The following is an 18006-nucleotide window of genomic DNA, read 5'->3' as shown; positions in this document are numbered from 1 at the left end:
GAAGCCGATTCAGGCGTTCGCGGGCCGGGTGGCGCCGGTCGCTTCGACCCGGCGTTTGGCCGCGGTGCGGACGTGGGTGCTGTACAGGGTCAGGCCGGTGAAGGCGAGGCCGCCCACCAGGTTGCCCAGCGCGGTCGGGATCTCGTTCCAGATGAAGTAGTCCATGATGGAGAAGTCACCGCCCATGATCAGGCCGAACGGGAACAGGAACATGTTGACCACGGAGTGCTCGAAACCCATGAAGAAGAACAGCATGATCGGCATCCACATCGCCAGCACCTTGCCGCTGACGGTCGTGGAGATCATCGCCCCGACAACACCCAGGGACACCATCCAGTTGCAGAGCATGCCGCGGATGAAGATTGTCAGCCAGCCATCCAGACCGTACTGCGCATAACCCAGGGTGCGGGCTTCGCCGATACCCGCGACCTTCTCGGCAATGGCGCCGCCGTCGGTGTTGTACCCATAGGTGAAGATATAGGACATCATGAAGGCCACGGTCAGTGCACCGGCGAAGTTGCCGACGAACACCAGGCCCCAGTTGCGCAGGATCTGCGGGGGCGTGACGCCGGGACGCTTGTCGAGCCAGGCCAGCGGCGTCAGCATGAAGACACCGGTCAGCAGGTCGAAGCCCATCAGGTAGAGCATGCAGAATCCGACCGGGAACAGGATCGCGCCGATCAGGAAGACGCCGGTCTGCACCGCAACGGTGACCGCGAATACCGCGGCCAGGGCGAGGATCGCGCCGGCCATATAGGCTCGGATCAGGGTATCCCGGGTCGACATGAAGACCTTGGATTCACCCGCATCCACCATCTTGGTTACAAATTCTGACGGAATTAAATAAGCCATGTTATTGCCTCGTTCAGCGTTGGAAATCTACAGGTTCATTCGATGCCGGCTTACTGCAGCAACGGCTTCATTGATGCCTGGACAGACCGGAGCCAAAAAAACGGCGCCCGCACCTTTCCCGCCTGTAGCAGGTCAGTGCTGGACGCCGTTATCCAGAAACTCTCGAACTGTCAGGGCCTGCCCTGGCCCTAAGGGTATTCAGTACAAAGCAATTGACGTACCAGAAAGGCAGTGCTTTTAAAGTCTATAAAAATCAACAAGTTGATAGAAAAGGGGAGGATTTCGAACCAGGCTGTGCGCCGCAACTGTGCAGCGCAACCGCGGTATGCCCGCAAAATGTTCGCTTATTCAGTCAGTCGTCAGGTTGCCATCCGCTGCTGTGATGTTCAGCTGTGTGGCATTGCCGATCAGGCTTTCGGCAACCTCGGCCAGGCGTCGGTTCAGCCGCATCGAGGTCAGCTGCAGTGTCCGGTAGGCCTGTTCCTCGTCCAGGCCCTGGTGCTGCATCAGCAACCCCTTGGCGCGTTCGATCAGCTTGCGCTCGGACAGGGATTGTCGTGCTTCGGTCAACTCGTCTCCCAGGCGGTCGAGTCTTTCCGACTGCTGCTCGACCAGATCGTGCAGGGACCTGACCAGCTCCCGGCTGTAATGGGCCTGGATGGCAGCAGCATCATCCGGCGTCCGCAGGTGCGCGCCTTCGCGCCCGGGCCGCCGGATCAGCGGCGTCCCCGCCGGCGCTGCCAGGGACGCGAGCTGCTGCAGGCAGTCCTGGTGCCGCGCCAGTTCCGCTTCCGCCAGGCTCAGGCGCCGCTGGCACAACCGCAGCAGCGAAGCCGAAAGCAGCTCCTCGATCCGCTGCATCGAGTCGATACGCGCCGTCGCCAGCTCATACCAGACCTCGCTGAGGGCCGAAGGAACCGGTTGCCGGGCCTCGGTCCGACTGATCACCCGGCGCAGGCGGTCGAGTTCCCGGGTGTTTTCGGCGTGTTCGGTTTCACGCCAGAGCCTGATCGGCTCCGGTTCGGAGAGCTCCTCGAAAACCCGGAAACTGCCGCCCTGTAGCTCGACGAGCCCGGCCAGATGGTCGAGCTGTATTTCGGTGAACTCCCCCGCGGCGAAACCGATCGCGGCCCAGGCCCGCTCCTGTCCCGCATACTCCTTGCCCTGCAGGAAATTGAACTTGACCACCAGGGCACGGGTGATCTGAGGGTCGTCAGAAAGGTCGGCCGTCTCGAAGATCAGGCTCAGCAGCCCTGCAATCAGACGGCCCATCGCCAGGGTACTGTCCGTCGCGCTGAGAGCAAGCCGGTCGACTTCCGTTCTCAGCCCGGGGAGCGCATCGAGGCCGTGCAGGCAATAGGCGATGGTGTTGAACAGGCGTGCGCGTGCGGCCGCCGGGGAGTCGTCGAAATCGAGTGTCTGCAGCCCCTGCCTGAGCTGCGCTTCCGCCCGCACGCAGGCGTCGATCTGTCCCGCGCGCTGCTGACGAAAGCGGGCACCCCGGGACTTCAGATAGACATTCGACAGGCCGCGCTCGCGCTGCAGTTCGTGAATCAGCGCGCTGACCCGGGTAACCAGCTCGCAACTGGCCGTCAGTTGCCTGAGTGACGCGATCTCCGATCGCCTGGATGCGAGGAAGAAATCTTCTGCAGTCCTGAGATGTCCATGCATGGGAATCCGCCTGTCGGGTGATGACAGGGTGTCTATGCAAGGCTTGTACCTTTTATGGGTATTGAGGAAGGCTTATCGGTGGTCTGCCGCCAGGTCAATAAGCTGAGGCGGTCTCCTATACTTTTGCATGAGTGCTCTGGTCGAGCACGTCAAAATCATTCCCAAATGGAGACTACCATGTACAGCCAGTCCATTATCGCTTGTGCGTGCATGGGTCTGCTTGGAAGTAGTCTGCTCCTGGCAAGCGACAAGGACGCCATGATCGCCAGTGCAGAAAGCGCAGGTCCACCGTCCGTCACAGCGAATGCAACCATCAAGGCCCCCGATGGCACCGTTCTGCGGGAAGGCTCGAACGGCTACAGCTGTTATCCACAGCAGGAAGCGATTGGCCCGATGTGCAATGAGCCGATCTGGGATGCGCTGATCAGCGCGATGATGAACAAGGAGGACTTCAAGCCCGACAAGCTCAGTGTGTCCTACATGCTCGCCGGTGAAGGCACGGCGATCGGTTTGAGCAATAGCGACCCCTACGCCAGTGATCCCGAATCGACTGACGACTGGGTCAAGGAAGGTCCGCACCTCATGATCATCGTACCCGACAGCGCCATGCTCGAGGGCCTGTCGACCAATCCGAATGATCCCGTCTATGTGATGTGGAAAGGAACACCATACGCCCACATAATGGTCAAGATTGCCGCTCAGGAGTGAGCTTTGGGGGAAATTGGGGGTCTTTTTGAGACCCTCTGATGCTGCCGAAAAAATACCTGCCGATCGTGACGCCCTTGCTGATGTCGATACTGATGGTGTTCGTCATGACCGCGATCATCACCGGCTACAACTCCGGAATCGATGGCGACTTCATCGCCCGCTGGGCGGGCGCCTACCGGGTCGCCTGACCGATCGCCTTCACCTTCATTGCGATAATCGGCAAACGCGTGCAGCGACTGGCGGCTTCACCAGAAGATCGAGTACCCGAACCCGCTGCTGAAGATGGCTGTGCATTTCTTTTCATGATGGGAGACGGCAGTGCAATCTATACTGGATCGTCGTCGGCCAGGGTAACGAAGAGGGATGTGCGAACATCTTCCGGCTGCAGTTGAGCCCGGTCCGGTATCGCGGCTTTCTTGACCGCTCCAAACGTCAATCGTCCTGTCGAAAGGCCCCATTGCCAACAACCGTTATAGTTGATGGAAGCAGCTATGAAATCCCTGACCGTGCTGGAGATTCTCGACGACCGCACCGGGCTTCAGTTCCATGTCGCGCTCGATGACGATGGGACGCCGTATTGGATTGGGCATATAGGCCACGGGATCGAGGATGCGGTACCGATGCAAGCGGCGCACGCGAGCGAGGCCCTGGCACTGATCGAGGCCGGCACCCTGGTGCCGGATGGCCCACGCTACGTCCCGGCGGCGGCTTTGGTGCTCACGCTGTATCGTCGTCCAAGCCAGTAACGGATAATGCCGATAAGCCGTGGGCGGGAATAAGCCAACGATTTATTGGAATCACAGGTTCGCAGCAGCGCGACATCGATGCGGCGCATGAAGTGTTGAAAGAGTGTAGGTTTCAGCGATGACCAAATTTACAGGATTCGATCCGGCAGAGCACCTGGACAGTCCTGAGGCTGTTGCTGAATTTCTGTCAGATGCCCTTGAAACCGGCGACGCCCAGTATATCGCCAAGGCACTGGGCGTCGTTACCCGTGCCAAGGGGATGAGCGCCGTTTCGAAACAAACTGGCCTGTCCCGTGAGCAGTTGTATCGCTCCTTCAGCGAGAAGGGGAATCCTACGCTGCAAAGCTTCCTGGCGGTGGTTTTGGCATTGGGTGTCGATCTGTCGGCGCATCCGCATAAGGCGCATTGAAAGGGCTGTGGAAACTGGGGGCAGGCCCTATATTTGAAAGGCAAAAGACAAGACCTGACCCCATTACCCATGACCCCATTACCCACATTACCCACAGTAACCTTTACTAACACAAAAACGGGGAAGGTTCGGACTGTGCCCATTGCGAGGGAGCTGGAGGAAAGGTTGCATGCTCACTGGGTCGCTTATGGCCCCTTTTCCAGCAGTATTGGGGCATTCCGGCGTGTTCTGGAGCGAACGTCGATACAACTCCCTGACGGCCAAGCTTCCCACGTGCTGCGCCACACCTTTGCGTCACACTTCGTGATGGGGGAGGTAACATCCTTACATTGCAGCGCATCTTGGGGCATTCATCAGTAAAAGTAACAATGAGGTATGCTCATCTTGCGCCCGACCACCTTCAAGACGCGATGAAACTAAGCCCCTTAAGACTCGTTCATCATTGCTAAAAAAAACAGAACAATAAGAAAATTCAGAAATATGGATAAGATTAAGATGTCATGTAAAAAGATTAGTGGTTCTATATCTAGTTAGTGTTTATTTTTTGCTCGATTTAAGACCTGTCAAGTACTAGAATTGGCTGATAATTATAAAGTCTAATATTTAAGTCTAGCCAATTAATGTTCATAAATGTATGGGGAGTTAGCTATAATGTATTGCTTGCCAAATAATCATTCTAGAACGTTGCTGCCTATTTTTTATAAGGCAGTAGTGTTTTAACTTTAGTATAGTTTTTGTTTGGTTTATGTATATTAAACGAGTGAGATATTTATGAATAATTAACTAAAGCATTTTTACTTCTATAGTGTTTTTTGTTTGTCTTGCATTTAAAGATTGATTGTTTTTAGAGTTCATAAGGGAATATTGTGAAAATCTCATCAGTAAGTTTGAAAGGATTCCGAAACTTTAACGACGCTTTAGTCAGGTTTAACGATAGTACCCTTATTATCGGAGGAAATGATATAGGGAAAAGCAATATGTTACATGCTCTTAGAATACTTCTAGATAAGAGTATATCTGAGACAGAACTAGAACCATCGGAACTGGATTTTCATATAAAAGGTAGCGGCGTCTGTGATAAGGCTGAAATTACAATCCATTTCGTTGATGTTGTGGAAGATGCCGTTCTATCGGTATTAAAGGGAAATGTAAGTGATGATGGAGAAGTATACATTCGTTATGTTGCTAATCGAAGTGATTTGAGCTTCCAAATTCTTTTGGGGTATTCGTTAGATGAGCTACAGGCAATAAATAGTAGATTTTATCTTAAGTACGTCAATCTAAAATATATTGAATCTCAGCGAGATCTCGAGCGCTTCATTAGTAGAGAGAAAAGACAGCTGCTAAAGATTGCACAACAGTCACTAACAGATGATGAAATTAAAGAGGATGAGGATCTTTTCTCTGAGATTAGTCGGGATTTGGTGACTCTGAATGATAAAATATCTCAGCTTGTTTATGTGGATAGAGCTACCAAAGATGTAAATAATGAACTGAAAAAGTTGGCGCATCATTATTCAGACTATGAAGTTCAGCTGGACACTGGAGCTATACAAGTTAGCGACTTTATTGATAGGTTAAAGTTAGGCGCTAACAACAATGGTTCAAGTGTTATGCTTGGTGGCGATGGTCGAAATAACCAAATTCTTCTAGCTTTGTGGAAGGCAAAAAGTGCTAGAGAGCATGATCTTGATAATGAAGTTGTTTTCTATGTAATTGAAGAACCTGAAGCCCACCTACATCCGCATCAACAGAGAAAGCTTGCAAGCTATTTGATTGATGAACTTCCTGGACAGTCAATTATCTCTTCGCATTCGCCTCAGATTGCAGCTAAATTCTCGCCTGACTCTATAATAAGGCTACTTTTGAAGAATGCTGCAACTGTGGCAGCTAGTGAAGGTTGCTCGCCTTGTATTGCAGATAGTTGGGAGAAAATGAGTTATCGGATGAGTGTTTTACCAGCAGAATCTTTTTTTCAAATGGAGTTTTTCTAGTTGAGGGGCCATCAGAAGTTCTTTTCTACCACGAGCTTGCAAATCAACTTGGTATAGATCTCGACTTTTTAAATCTAACAATTTTATCTGTTGATGGAATATCATTTAGTGTTTATGTAAATATTCTAAATGCTTTGGAGATTCCATGGGTAATGCGAACGGATAATGACGTATCAAAATTACCAAATAAAGATTTATGGCAATACTCTGGTATAAATAGGTGTCTTTCTTTGGCTGGTTATGAATCCTTTACACATAGTAATAAGCTAATTTCCTCATTTGAGCTTTTGAGTAATGGTAGTTGGAAGGCGGTCTCTGATATTGTTAACTGTAAAGGAATATTCTTATCGAAAATTGATTTGGAAAATGATTTAGTTTCCGAATTGCCAGGGCCTATATTGGAGTCGCTTGGGAAGACAAGTGAAAAAGCGTCTGTGGATTATCTTCAGAGTAAGAAAGCGATAAGAATGCGAGAGTTGCTTAAAGGCATAGGTGGTGATTTGATGCGGCTAAAAAGTGGGGAAATCGCAAAGCCTCTTTTTTGTCTTACTAATATAAGTTCTAAGGACTAAATATAATGCATCAATTTACATCACAGCAGATAAAAGCCATTGAATATGATGGTAGTATGATTATATCTGCATGCCCGGGAAGTGGTAAAACAACAGTAATAAAAGAAAAGATTAGGCGTATTACATGCAATCTGCCTGCGTATAAAGGTGTGATCGCGATTACATTTACAATAAAATCCAGCCAGGAATTAAAGGAGCGTTGTAAAAAGGATGGCCATGATACAAAACAAAGTTTCTTTGGTACAATCGATAGTTTTTGTTTAAATGAAATCATAGTGCCTTTTATATCAAGGCATTGGGGCGGAGATATTTCTGAATGTCAGATAGTTAAGAAGCTGGATGAAAAGCAAAAGGGGTATTTTTCTGAACATTATAAATCGCCAACGCTTAGTGACATATTGAAAGATGATGGTTTCCAGAATCTTTACCACGATGGATTTTTGTGGATGTCGTCTTTTTCAGCTATCGCGCTTTTGATATTGGAGGAGTCACTTGCTGCGCAGCGATATATTAAGGCAAGATATTCACATGTATTTATTGATGAGTATCAAGATACCTCGGAGTCACAGCATAAACTCTTTCTAAAGATTTTTGAGTTGGGTTTAATATCGGTCGCAGTAGGAGATGTAGATCAGTCTATATATGGGTTTCGAGGTAGTAAACCGGAATACTTACTGGAACTATCCGAGGACTCTGAGAGATTTAAGAGTTTTGCCATAGATATTAACCATAGATCACATCCGTCTATAATTAACTATGCTGCAAGGCTAGCTGACCCAGATTCTAAATTGTTGGTCTGTGATGAAGATGATATTAGGGTCTATCGGCGACTCCTAAATGGTAATTTGCGGGATGCAGGTAAGGTAGTTTCTGGATGGACAAGTGAGTGGCTAAAAGACGGTACTATTTCGAAAGAATCTGATGTCGCTCTTTTGGGCAAAAAGGAGGGCTCGATTAAAGAGCTTGCTGATGGCATGCTTATCAAATACCGTCTTTATACGGAGTCTCCGCTTGATAAGATTGGTAATCCTTGTTCAGATCTTTATTCAGATTTGATGGCATATAAATTTAGGCTAATTGATACCATTCAGGAAATAATAGATAAGCATTACTTTTATCTACTTAATAGTAGGAATTTCAAGATTTCGGAGCTAAGGAAAAATATAAAAGAAATTAGAAATTTTCATTCTATTGAAGCGGTGCTTGATAAGTTTAGAAAGCTAGCGTCCATGCTTTCTATAATTGATACTCGGAGGTCTGATGAGGCAATTTTATTAATTCTAAATAGCAAGGAGCTAATTAATTTATATCGGCCGTTAAATGATAATGAAGTGCAGATTATGACGCTTCACAAGTCGAAAGGATTGGAGTTTAAAGTAGTAATGCATTTTGATCTTGAAGAATGGTCTTTTCCTCATCGTATTCCTGGTGTTAATTGGGATGATATAAATTATCCAAGTTTGGATCAGGATACAAATTTACATTACGTTGGTATTACAAGAGCGATTGACTGTTGTATATTAATTAGAACAACTCTAAGAAGAAATTCACAAGGATATTATAAGAATTCACAGCCATCTTATTTTTTAGGTCTGAAAGAGCTAGAGGGTCTATATAGGTAATTCAGATTGGTATGAATTTTAATTTTAGTGGTTGTAGGGATAGGTAAGCTTATGGATATCAAAGCTATACAAGAGCATATTCAAAAATTTGGCAATGAAAGAGACTGGGATCAGTTTCATGACCCTATAAATCTCGTTATGGTTATTTCTGTTGAGGCCTCTAAATTGGTTCAGGAGTCTTAGTGGTTGACAACACAATAAAATGGGGCATGTCTTGTCTTTTACTCCAGCCTTGGATCAGAAAGGAAAAAGGCAATACCTGACCCCATAGCCCTATGTATAGGTTTATTCCTATTTTAGAGGTGTACATTATTTTATGGGGAAGAACGGTGTTTGAATCATTAGATATGGCTACGAAGGACTGGGTTACAGTTGGTGCGGTTTTATTGGGTCCTGTTCTAGCCGTACAAGCTCAGAAATTTCTCGAGGCTTTAAGGGAGCGCCGCTCTCGTCGTCTTACAATATTTAAGACGCTTATGTCTACTCGAGCAGAGAGGCTCTCTAAGGAACATGTACAATCGTTAAATATGATTGATATCGAGTTTTATGGGCGTCGGATATTGGGTACTCGTTATCAAATGCCAACGGAAAAGAATGTTACAAATGCTTGGAAGAACTACAATGATCATCTAAACAGAAGAAGTGAATATGACTCAGTGGACTCTTGGGTTAGGGATGGTGATACATTGTGCACTAAAGTTTTATATCAAATGTCTGTGGCTTTAGGGTACGACTTCGATGAGGTGCAGTTGAAGCGAGATTGTTATCGTCCTGAAGCGCATGTGAACATTGAGAATGCTCAATTAGATGTGCTTACTGGTTTCGCCAGTGTTTTAAAAAATGAAAGATCGTTTCCAATGGCTGTTACATATTTTCCTGGCATGGAAGGAACGTCGGAACAAAGTGTAGCCGAAGGAGAAGGCACAGGGGCGGCGGACGAAACGCCAGTCGATGGAAGTCGATAGGTTTAGATAAATATACTGTTGGAAAGCTAAGATTATGTCCTTTATTAGACTGGTGAGTTCGGCTTTTCATATCAGCTGTGGCTCTTAGGAGGTAGAAAGACGATGGACTCTTTCCGTGAAATGCTCCACAGCGAATATGGGATGCAATTGTTTCAGGAAGACTGCTGTTTTCTTTGTGGGTCGAGCTCTGCAGATATTACTCAAGAGCATATTTTTCCAAAATGGCTGCAAAAAAAATATAATCTGTGGACGGAAAGATTGACTTTATTGAATCGCACATTGATTCAATATAAAAAGTTAAAGGTTCCATGTTGTTCAGAATGTAATAATGAGCACTTGTCTTCAATTGAGAATAGGATTAGACAGGCTGTTCATGCTGGTTACGAAGAATCAGTTAGTGCTAGTTCTTTGGATTGGTATTTGTGGGCAGGTAAGATTTTTTATTCAGTTTTGAGAAAAGAGATGACTTTGTTGGCTGATCAAAAAGAAGCCGGTAAAGGTCCTATTATTAATGAGAAAGTCATGAGGTCGTTCGACAATCTTCATCTATTTCTTCAAGCTGCAAGACATAAGCTTCGTTTTAATGGTCAAACTCCATATACAGTACTAATTTGCAATCTTCATGATCTTGGTTCTGGACTAAGTTACCACTTTAAAGACGATTTTTTGAATTTCTCTATTGCAATTAGAATGGGCGAGGTGGGGGTAATAGTAAGCTTTGAAGATGCTGGGTTAATTGATTCAACTTTTGGGCGCTACGTTGAAGAGATAAGAGGGCGAAAACTCCACCCCATACAGTTTGATGAGTTGTATGCTAAAGTGTGTTATCAGTTAAGTCTTGTGGAGTATTCGCTTAAGTATATAACGAGTAGCCATACTGAGGGCAAGAATGAGGCTGTGACATCAACGTTTGCGGGCGGGCCAATACGAAAGTGGGACCAACAAGAATTTGCCGAATGTCTGCTGTGCCATATACGTCCTTGGTTGAGGGGAGAGGTTGCCCTGGATAGTGTGTTTGTTCCCCCTGATCTGGTCTCAACTTGGATGAATGGTCCGGAAGGGGAACCACTGCTGTTGACTAGGGAAGAATGGGGATGTGATGCTGAGAACGGCTCATAGCAACTAGTTCAGGTTCAGGCTCAGGCTCAGGTTCAGGTTCAGGTTCAGGTTCAGGTTCAGGTTCAGGTTCAGGTTCAGGTTCAGGTTCAGGGCCTCAGGGCCTCAGGGCCTCTGGGTCGTTGGATTCGCCTAGCCATTGTACGACTCAGCAGTCGGTATCGACACTATTTCGACACTTCGGCGATTAGAGTGGGGCAAGAAAAGAAAAAGGCCTGTAAAAACAGGCCTTTATCTTTCGGTGTTTGGTGGAGGTGGCGGGTTTCGAACCCGCGTCCGCCAATCCTCTGCCTTAAGCTCTACATGTTTAGGCATCTCTATTTAGTTAACCCGTCGCGACCCGAGAGCCAGGGTGCTGTGGGCGAGCCTCTTTAGTTTTAACCGTTCAGCTTGAGACAAAGCATCCGGGCGATTCTGTCTCGTATGACACCGCAAAATCTCTGAGTTACAGACACCTTAGAGCGCGGCGCTAGCTGGCTTAAGCAGCTAGAGCGTAGTTATCGTCGTTAGCAACTATAACTGTGTAGTGACGGATTTACGAGATTCACTACAAACTCGACATGCACCCAAGGGTTCGCAATCGGCGTCGAAGCCAAGTCACCCCCGAACTGGACGCCAGTATACGGGATTTGCAGCTCCGGTGGTATCCCCCGGTGGATCTGCGCGAGTCCCATTCTCCAGCGTTGTTAATATGACAACGGGTCGTTGAGGAAAGTTCAGCGCCGGCGAAAAAAAATCAGTGGGCGGCCAGGCCGCGCTGTTTTTCGCGGTCCCAGTCCTTTTCCTTCTCGGCGGCACGCTTGTCATGCAGTTTCTTGCCCTTCACCAGGGCGATCTCGCATTTGACGCGACCCTGCTTCCAGTACAGCGCCAGCGCCACGCAGGTGTAGCCCTTGGCCTGGACCGCCGCGCTCAACTTGTCGATCTGGCGGCGGTGCAGCAGCAGCTTGCGGTCACGTCGCGGGTCGGCCACCACATGGGTGCAGGCGCTGATGAGCGGCGTGAAATGGGCACCTACCAACCAGGCCTCGTCGTTTTTGAGCACTACGTAGGAGTCCACGAGCTGGCCGCGGCCTTCGCGCAGGCTCTTCACCTCCCAACCGGTGAGTGCGACTCCAGCCTCGAATTTTTCCTCGATGCTGTATTCGTGCTTCGCCTTCTTGTTGAGACAGATGGTCGAGCTGCTGTTCTGTGATTTTTTCTTTGCCATGGCGGGCGATTATATCGGCGTGCAGGGTGACTGGAAAGAGAGCGACCGCGGTTTCGGCGGGCTTTTGTGGTACCGGCTGCGTCCGGCGAGCCTTCGCCCGGCGGGAATTGCGCAAAAGAGTTGCCTGATCCGTCTGAAATATGAACAATGCCCGGCTTTGCGCTGAACAGGCATCCTGATCGGAGGATGGTCAGCCGCCCAGGGAACCGGGCAGCAGCGTTTACCGGTTATAGCGGCTTGAAGAGGGGAGTATGCAGGAAAGACAATCGATACATGGTACCTGGGCTAATCGCTGGATCTTCATCCTGGCGGCGACTGGCTCGGCGGTGGGGCTCGGCAATATCTGGAAGTTTCCCTACATCACCGGCGAAAACGGCGGTGGTGCCTTTGTGCTGGTGTATCTGTTCTGCATCCTGCTGGTCGGTATTCCGATCATGATGGGCGAGGTGCTGGTGGGGCGGCGCGGCCGCTGCAGCCCGATCAACTCGATGAAAGAGACCGCACGCGAGTCCGGACTGTCGAGCCGTTGGCAGCTGGTCGGCTGGATGGGCGCGCTGGCCGGCTTCCTTATCTTCACCTTCTATTCCGTTATCGCCGGCTGGGTGCTGCATTACATTGCCGGCATGGCTGCCGGCGATTTCGTGGATATCGGTCGCGACCAGGCCGGCGGCCGGTTCGAGGCCCTGCTGGCCGCGCCGGAAACCATGGTGATCTGGCATTCGGTCTTCGTGGTGCTGGTGATGCTGGTCGTGGCCGGCGGCGTCAACAAGGGGCTGGAACGCGCGACCCGCATCATGATGCCGGCGCTGTTCGTGCTGCTGCTGCTGTTGCTGGGCTACTCCTTTACCACCGGTCACTTCGGTGAGGGTCTGAGCTTCCTGTTCAGCTTTTCGCCCGAGGCGCTGACCTGGGACAGTGTGCTGGTGGCGCTGGGGCATTCCTTCTTTACACTGTCGCTGGGGATGGGGGCGATCCTGGCCTATGGCGCCTATATGCCGAAGAATGCCTCGATCGGCGGTACCGTGCTGACGATCGGCCTGCTCGATACGGTCGTGGCACTGGTGGCGGGGATGGCGATCTTCCCGATCGTATTTGCCAACGAGCTGGACCCCGGTGCCGGTCCCGGTCTGATGTTCATCACTCTGCCGGTGGCCTTCGGCCAGATGCCGGGCGGACAGATATTCGGCTTCCTGTTCTTCCTGCTGGTCGGCGTCGCCGCCTGGACCTCGGCGATCTCGCTGATGGAGCCGGCAACGGCCTGGCTGGTGGAGCGGTTCGACCTGGAGCGCCTGCCGGCCTGCATGCTGCTGGGCGTGGCGGGCTGGGCGGTCGGGATCGCCTGTCTCGGTTCCTTCAATTTCCTGTCGGACTTCAAGCTGATGGGGATGAATACCTTCGACTTCCTCGATTTCATCACCGCCAATATCATGCTGCCGATGGGCGGGCTTTTCCTCGCGCTCTATGTCGGCTGGTTCATGAAAAAAGCGGTCGCCGAGAATGAGCTTGCGGTCGTAAACGCCCGGTATTTCCAGATCTGGTACCTGGTGCTGCGTTTCGTCGCGCCGGTTGCAGTCGCCATTATTTTCGCGTTGAATCTCTACGAGAAACTGGCCTGAAGAGAGAACCATGACCCGAGTCGAGCGCAGCGCGCTGGTGTTTCATAGTGCCGAACAGATGTTCGACCTTATCAACGACGTCCGGCGCTATCCGGAGTTTCTGCCCTGGTGTGCCTCGGTCGACGTGATCAGCGAGCACGACGACGAACTGGTGGCCCGGCTGCACCTGTCCAAGGCCGGGTTGAAGTACAGCTTCGCCACCCGCAATCGCCTCGAGCGTCCGGACCGGATGCAGATCGAGCTGGTGGAAGGGCCTTTTTCGTCCCTCAGCGGCATCTGGACCTTCAAGCCGCTGAGCGACGAAGCCAGCAAGGTCAGCCTGGATCTGAGCTTCGACTTCACCGGTAAGCTGACGGGGCTGGCAATGGGCAAGGTCTTCAATCAGGTGGCCACGACGCTGGTCGATGCCTTCGTGGTACGGGCCGACCAGCTGTATGGTTGATGGCGCGACGATTAACAAAGGAAGCAGATCATGATCACAGTCGAAGTCGCCTACGCCTTGCCGCACGAGCAGAAAATCATCTCGATGCAGGTCGAGGAGGGCTGTACCGCCCATGAAGCGGTGGTGCGTTCGGGCATCGTGGAGCTGTTTCCGGAGATCGATCCGGCGCACGCGCCAATGGGTATCTTCGGCAAGGCGATGCGGGACCCCAGAAGCCAGGTGCTGCGGGACGGCGAACGCGTGGAAATCTACCGGCCGCTGATCGCGGATCCGAAGGAGGCCCGTGCGAAACGTGCCGCCAAGATGAAAGCGAAAAAGGAAGCGGGGGCTAGGCCAGAGGTGCCGGGCGGCACCTCCGGTTTACTGGCTGGCGCCGGGGCGGTAGTCGCCGCTGATGCGTGTCAGGCTGTCATTGTCGAAGAACAGCGAGACGGTTTTCTGAGACCGGGCTTCGCCGCCTTTCTTCAGGCTGTAGATATAGTCCCAGCGGTCCGGGCTGAAAGTGTCGGTCACCAGCGGGGTGCCCATGATAAAACGGACCTGGCTGCGGGACATGCCGGGCTTCAACTGATCGACCATCTCCTGGGTCACGACATTGCCCTGGGGGACATCGATCTTGTGGACGCCAGGGAATTCGGAGCAGCCGGCGATCAGAAGACTGGCGGCGATGCTGATAAGAAACTTTCGCATCTGCAATTAACTTCCACTTTCGTGCATAAATAAAGATAATGGAGTCTAAGGAGACGCTGGTTGGGTGTCAATTTGTTCAAGGACTCAGTCACTTCAAAACGCGAACAGCATAGAGAATCAATATGTCGCTCGAAAATCAGGAACTGCGCAAAGCAGGACTGAAAGTCACCCTTCCTAGGGTCAAGATCTACCAGATTCTGGAACGTGCCGGTGAGGGTGATCATTTCAGTGCCGAAGACATCTACAAGCTGCTGATGGAGCACGGAGAGGATGTCGGTCTGGCGACTGTCTATCGCGTGCTGACTCAGTTCGAGGCCGCCGGCCTCGTTTCCCGCCACCACTTCGAAGGTGGTCATTCGGTTTTCGAACTGGCGCGCGACGAGCATCACGACCATGTCGTCTGCGTCAAATGCGGCAAGGTGCGGGAGTTCTTCGACCCCGACCTGGTGCGGCGCCAGAATGAGATTGCCGAAGAGCTCGGTTTCCACATTACCGACCGTACGCTCTATCTGTACGGGGTCTGCAAGGACGGCTGCGAGAAGAAATAAGGGTATGAGGCATAAATACAAAAGCCGGCGATTGCCGGCTTTTGTGCGCTATAACGCCCCCGAATCGTAGGTTGGGTGGTGGGCCGGAGGCTCGTAACCCAACACCGGAGGCATCGGGGTGCACAATGCCAACCGAAATCAATCGATCTGTACAGCGATCGATATGGCGGGTTCTCGCGATGCCCAGGCCATGCCCCAAACGGTCAAATCCGTACTGCCGCATCGCTTCACCCACCCTCCCGTCCGTGGATCCGGGACGTCTGGAGGGGGCTTTTACGCGTCAACCGTCACGCCTAACCTGTAACGTCTTTCCTCCTCACCCCATTCCAAGCATTTCCCTCGCATGGGCCACCGAGCGTTCGGTGATATCGATGCCGCCGAGCATGCGGGCAACTTCCTGTACACGGTCGTCGCGGCCGAGGTTGCGAATGCGGGTGTGGGTTCTGGCGGCACCGGCGTTCTTGCTGACGAACAGGTGCTGGTGGCCCTGGGAGGCGACCTGCGGCTGGTGGGTGACGCAGAGGATCTGGGCGCGCTCGCCCAGCTGACGCAGCTTGCGCCCGACCACTTCGGCGATGGCGCCGCCGATGCCGACGTCCACTTCGTCGAACACCAGGGTCGGCGTCGCCGAGGTTTCGGCGGTGATCACCTGGATCGCCAGACTGATGCGCGACAGCTCGCCGCCGGAGGCGACCTTGGCGAGCGGGCGCAGCGGCTGGCCGCGGTTGGCGGTGATCAGGAACTCCACCTCTTCCAGTCCGTGAGGGCCTGGCGCTCGGCCGGGAGCTCGACGAGGCTGACCTCGAAGTGGGCTGCGAGCATCCCAAGTTCATGGAGCTGGCCGTCGACGGCCTTGCCGAGTCTGCGGGCAGCCTTTTGGCGGGCTGCGCTGAGCGCCTTCGCGCTCTTCAGATAAGCCGTATAGGCGGCATCCACTTCTGCACCCAGCGCATCGAGTTCCTCGTCGGACCGGCTCAGGGAGTCGAGTTCCTGCTGCAGACGCTGCTGGAAGGCGGTCAGCTCTTCCGGCTGTATGCGGTGCTTGCGGGCGATGTCGTAGATGCTCGAAAGGCGCTCCTCGACCTCCTGCTGGCGGCCGGGATTGATCTCGACACGATCGAGGAAGTGACGTACTTCCTGGCTGGCTTCCGCGATCTGGATCTGGGCGCTGCCGAGCATATCCGCGGCCTGCTGCAGGGCCGGTGACTGGCTGTCGATCGAGGCCAGCAGCTGCTCGCAGTGGGCCAGCAGGCTGAGGCAGTTCTCCTGCTCGCTGTCGGCGGTCAGTTCCAGCAACTGGTGCCCGGTCTGCAGGATCTGGCCGGCGTTGGCGAGTGTTTTCTGCTCCTCCTCGAGCTGCTCGAGTTCACCGTCGGTCAGGCCCAGCTGGTCCAGCTCTTCGGTCTGATAGCTCAGCAGCTGCAGGCGTGCGGTCTGTTCTTCGCTCTGTTCCGTCAGGGTGCGCAGCTCCTGGTCGAGCCGGCGCCAGTGGTTGAAGTGCTCCCGCAGCCGGGCGGCCTGCTCACTCTGGCCTGCGTACTCGTCGAGCAGGCTGCGGTGATAGTCGCGCTTGAGCAGGCGCTGGTGCTCGTGCTGGCCGTGGATGTCGACCAGGTGGTCGGCCAGCTCCCGCACCGCGCTGACCGGGCAGGGCTGGCCGTTGATATAGGAGCGCGAACGCCCCTCGGCCGTGATGACCCGGCGCAGCAGGCAGTCGCCGTCCAGATCCAGGTCGTGTTCCCGCAGCCAGGCGGCCGCATCGGGCAGCTGGGCGAGGTCGAAGGTGGCGACGATTTCGGCCCTTTCGGCGCCGGTACGCACGGCGCCGCTTTCGGCGCGATCGCCCAGGGCGAGCCCGAGGGCGTCGAGCATGATGGACTTGCCGGCCCCGGTTTCGCCGCTGACGACGGTCATCCCTGGCAGCAGTTCAAGGTCCAGACTTTCGACAATGGCGTAGTTGCGGATTGTCAGCTGACTGAGCATGATCTGTTCACACCTGTGTTTTCATACAGTATTTCACTGTATAGGTCATTTCGACGGCCGTTGCAATCGGGGCCTCGGCAAGGCGGCAAAATTTTTCTTTCGCGACGCTTGAATCGCCACCGAATAACCCCATATACAGGGGCAGTAATGAACGCATCCAATCATCCTGGTGGTGGAGAAAACGAATGGCAGAGCAACAGAAGCACCCGGCGGACGACGCGCCCGAGACCCCGGCAACCGAAGAATCCGTGACCCAGGCCGCAGCGGCCGAAGCGGAAACCCCGGCCGCCGCAGCGGCCTCCGACGCCGAGGGCGCCGGCGCTGATGATCTGCCCGACGCCGCGACGCTGGCCTCCGAGCTGGAGTCGGCCAGGGTCGAGGCGGCCACGCTGCGCGATCAGCTGCTGCGCAGCCAGGCGGACGTCCAGAACGTCCGTCGCCGTGCCGAGCAGGATGTCGAGAAGGCCCACAAGTTCGGCGTTGAGAAATTCGCCGGCGAGATGCTGCCGATCGTCGATAGCCTGGAGCGCGCGGTCGAGGCCTGCAGTGCCGGGGACGAGGCGACCAAGGCGATTCGCGAAGGCGTCGAGATGACGCTGGGTATGCTGGTGTCCGGGCTGTCGAAGTTCAACGTCGAACAGGTCGACCCCCAGGGCGAGGCATTCGATCCGGCGCTGCACCAGGCGATGTCGCTGGTCGAAGTGCCGGATACCCCGGCCAACACCGTGGTCACCGTGGTGCAGAAGGGCTACACCCTGAACGGCCGTCTGCTGCGTCCGGCAATGGTGATGGTGGCTAAGGGCTGATCAAAGATTGTGCGGCAGCCCTTGAAACCGGCTGCGTCGGACTCATATAGAGATTC

Annotated in this window: 20 protein-coding genes, 1 other RNA gene and 1 pseudogene; 15 read left to right on the top strand and 7 right to left on the bottom strand. The window is 52.9% G+C overall.

What is annotated here, in order from left to right; all coding sequences use genetic code 11:
- Positions 1-9: 9 nt before the first annotated feature.
- A complete protein-coding gene (locus ACFQDL_RS08765) occupies positions 10-852 on the bottom strand; it encodes a formate/nitrite transporter family protein (protein WP_379908673.1) in 843 nt (280 codons plus the stop codon).
- A gap of 348 nt (positions 853-1200) precedes the next feature.
- Positions 1201-2523, bottom strand: coding sequence for a nitrate- and nitrite sensing domain-containing protein (locus ACFQDL_RS08760; protein WP_379908672.1), 1323 nt, complete (start codon positions 2521-2523; stop codon positions 1201-1203).
- Between the two features lie 177 nt (positions 2524-2700).
- Between ACFQDL_RS08760 and ACFQDL_RS08755 the strand changes: the two genes are divergently transcribed.
- The 9 genes from ACFQDL_RS08755 to ACFQDL_RS08715 all read left to right on the top strand — a co-directional run bounded on the left by ACFQDL_RS08755 (position 2701) and on the right by ACFQDL_RS08715 (position 10658).
- Positions 2701-3231, top strand: a complete 531-nt coding sequence (locus tag ACFQDL_RS08755; RefSeq protein WP_379908671.1) for a hypothetical protein — start codon at positions 2701-2703, stop codon at positions 3229-3231.
- Positions 3232-3269: 38 nt separating this feature from the next.
- Complete coding sequence (locus tag ACFQDL_RS08750) at positions 3270-3419, top strand: DUF2798 domain-containing protein (protein WP_379908670.1); 150 nt, start codon at positions 3270-3272, stop codon at positions 3417-3419.
- A 303-nt stretch (positions 3420-3722) separates the two neighbouring features.
- Positions 3723-3977 carry a hypothetical protein gene (locus ACFQDL_RS08745; protein ID WP_379908669.1) on the top strand — a complete coding sequence of 85 codons (255 nt, stop codon included), beginning with the start codon at positions 3723-3725 and terminating at the stop codon, positions 3975-3977.
- A gap of 118 nt (positions 3978-4095) precedes the next feature.
- On the top strand, positions 4096-4386 hold the full coding sequence (locus ACFQDL_RS08740; RefSeq protein WP_379908668.1) for an addiction module antidote protein: 291 nt from the start codon (positions 4096-4098) through the stop codon (positions 4384-4386).
- 866 nt (positions 4387-5252) lie between these two features.
- A complete protein-coding gene (locus tag ACFQDL_RS08735) occupies positions 5253-6380 on the top strand; it encodes an ATP-dependent nuclease (RefSeq protein WP_379908666.1) in 1128 nt (375 codons plus the stop codon).
- Positions 6311-6952 carry an ATP-dependent endonuclease gene (locus tag ACFQDL_RS08730; RefSeq protein ID WP_379908665.1) on the top strand — a complete coding sequence of 214 codons (642 nt, stop codon included), beginning with the start codon at positions 6311-6313 and terminating at the stop codon, positions 6950-6952. Before ACFQDL_RS08735 ends, ACFQDL_RS08730 begins: the two co-directional genes overlap by 70 nt.
- 5 nt (positions 6953-6957) lie before the next feature.
- On the top strand, positions 6958-8574 hold the full coding sequence (locus ACFQDL_RS08725; protein ID WP_379908664.1) for a UvrD-helicase domain-containing protein: 1617 nt from the start codon (positions 6958-6960) through the stop codon (positions 8572-8574).
- A 329-nt stretch (positions 8575-8903) separates the two neighbouring features.
- A complete protein-coding gene (locus ACFQDL_RS08720) occupies positions 8904-9539 on the top strand; it encodes a DUF6680 family protein (RefSeq protein ID WP_379908663.1) in 636 nt (211 codons plus the stop codon).
- A gap of 102 nt (positions 9540-9641) precedes the next feature.
- On the top strand, positions 9642-10658 hold the full coding sequence (locus ACFQDL_RS08715; protein ID WP_379908662.1) for a hypothetical protein: 1017 nt from the start codon (positions 9642-9644) through the stop codon (positions 10656-10658).
- A 243-nt stretch (positions 10659-10901) separates the two neighbouring features.
- Here the strand turns inward: ACFQDL_RS08715 and ssrA are convergent.
- Together ssrA and smpB are read right to left on the bottom strand one after the other, a co-directional pair.
- Positions 10902-11260, bottom strand: a transfer-messenger RNA (tmRNA) gene (ssrA, locus tag ACFQDL_RS08710).
- 131 nt (positions 11261-11391) lie between these two features.
- The gene (gene smpB / locus ACFQDL_RS08705) at positions 11392-11865 is read right to left on the bottom strand and encodes an SsrA-binding protein SmpB (RefSeq protein WP_379908661.1); all 474 of its coding nucleotides are present in this window, start codon (positions 11863-11865) and stop codon (positions 11392-11394) included.
- On the opposite strand from smpB, the gene ACFQDL_RS08700 reads away from it, so the two are divergent.
- The 5 genes and pseudogenes from ACFQDL_RS08700 (at position 11828) to fur (ending at position 15161) form a co-directional block, all read left to right on the top strand.
- Positions 11828-12031, top strand: a complete 204-nt coding sequence (locus ACFQDL_RS08700) for a hypothetical protein (protein ID WP_379908660.1) — start codon at positions 11828-11830, stop codon at positions 12029-12031. The two genes, smpB and ACFQDL_RS08700, sit on opposite strands and share 38 nt — an antisense overlap.
- Before the next feature lie 85 nt (positions 12032-12116).
- Positions 12117-13481, top strand: a complete 1365-nt coding sequence (locus ACFQDL_RS08695; protein WP_379908659.1) for a sodium-dependent transporter — start codon at positions 12117-12119, stop codon at positions 13479-13481.
- Between the two features lie 10 nt (positions 13482-13491).
- Positions 13492-13923, top strand: a complete 432-nt coding sequence (locus ACFQDL_RS08690; protein ID WP_379908658.1) for a type II toxin-antitoxin system RatA family toxin — start codon at positions 13492-13494, stop codon at positions 13921-13923.
- Between the two features lie 30 nt (positions 13924-13953).
- A pseudogene (locus ACFQDL_RS08685) lies at positions 13954-14247 on the top strand (RnfH family protein); the annotation flags it as partial.
- Positions 14248-14735: 488 nt separating this feature from the next.
- Positions 14736-15161 carry a ferric iron uptake transcriptional regulator gene (gene fur / locus ACFQDL_RS08675; protein WP_379908657.1) on the top strand — a complete coding sequence of 142 codons (426 nt, stop codon included), beginning with the start codon at positions 14736-14738 and terminating at the stop codon, positions 15159-15161.
- A 316-nt stretch (positions 15162-15477) separates the two neighbouring features.
- Here fur and ACFQDL_RS08670 read toward each other — a convergent pair whose 3' ends face one another.
- Genes ACFQDL_RS08670 through ACFQDL_RS08660 form a run of 3 tightly spaced genes read right to left on the bottom strand, consistent with a single transcriptional unit; the run spans position 15478 to position 17301 of the window.
- Entirely contained in the window at positions 15478-15909 is a 432-nt protein-coding gene (locus tag ACFQDL_RS08670; RefSeq protein WP_379908656.1) for a DNA repair protein RecN, read from the bottom strand.
- The gene (recN, locus tag ACFQDL_RS08665) at positions 15897-17144 is read right to left on the bottom strand and encodes a DNA repair protein RecN (RefSeq protein WP_379908655.1); all 1248 of its coding nucleotides are present in this window, start codon (positions 17142-17144) and stop codon (positions 15897-15899) included. The genes ACFQDL_RS08670 and recN overlap by 13 nt, the downstream gene beginning before the upstream one ends.
- Positions 17145-17151: 7 nt before the next feature.
- Positions 17152-17301, bottom strand: a complete 150-nt coding sequence (locus ACFQDL_RS08660) for a hypothetical protein (RefSeq protein WP_379908654.1) — start codon at positions 17299-17301, stop codon at positions 17152-17154.
- Positions 17302-17329: 28 nt separating this feature from the next.
- Between ACFQDL_RS08660 and grpE the strand changes: the two genes are divergently transcribed.
- Positions 17330-17950 carry a nucleotide exchange factor GrpE gene (grpE, locus tag ACFQDL_RS08655; protein WP_379908653.1) on the top strand — a complete coding sequence of 207 codons (621 nt, stop codon included), beginning with the start codon at positions 17330-17332 and terminating at the stop codon, positions 17948-17950.
- Positions 17951-18006: the final 56 nt, after the last annotated feature.

The organism is Marinobacterium aestuariivivens, from assembly GCF_042661465.1.
GTDB lineage: Bacteria > Pseudomonadota > Gammaproteobacteria > Pseudomonadales > Balneatricaceae > Marinobacterium_A > Marinobacterium_A aestuariivivens.
The sequence above is the reverse complement of the archived record's forward strand: the minus strand, read 5'-3'. Positions and strand labels throughout refer to the sequence as shown.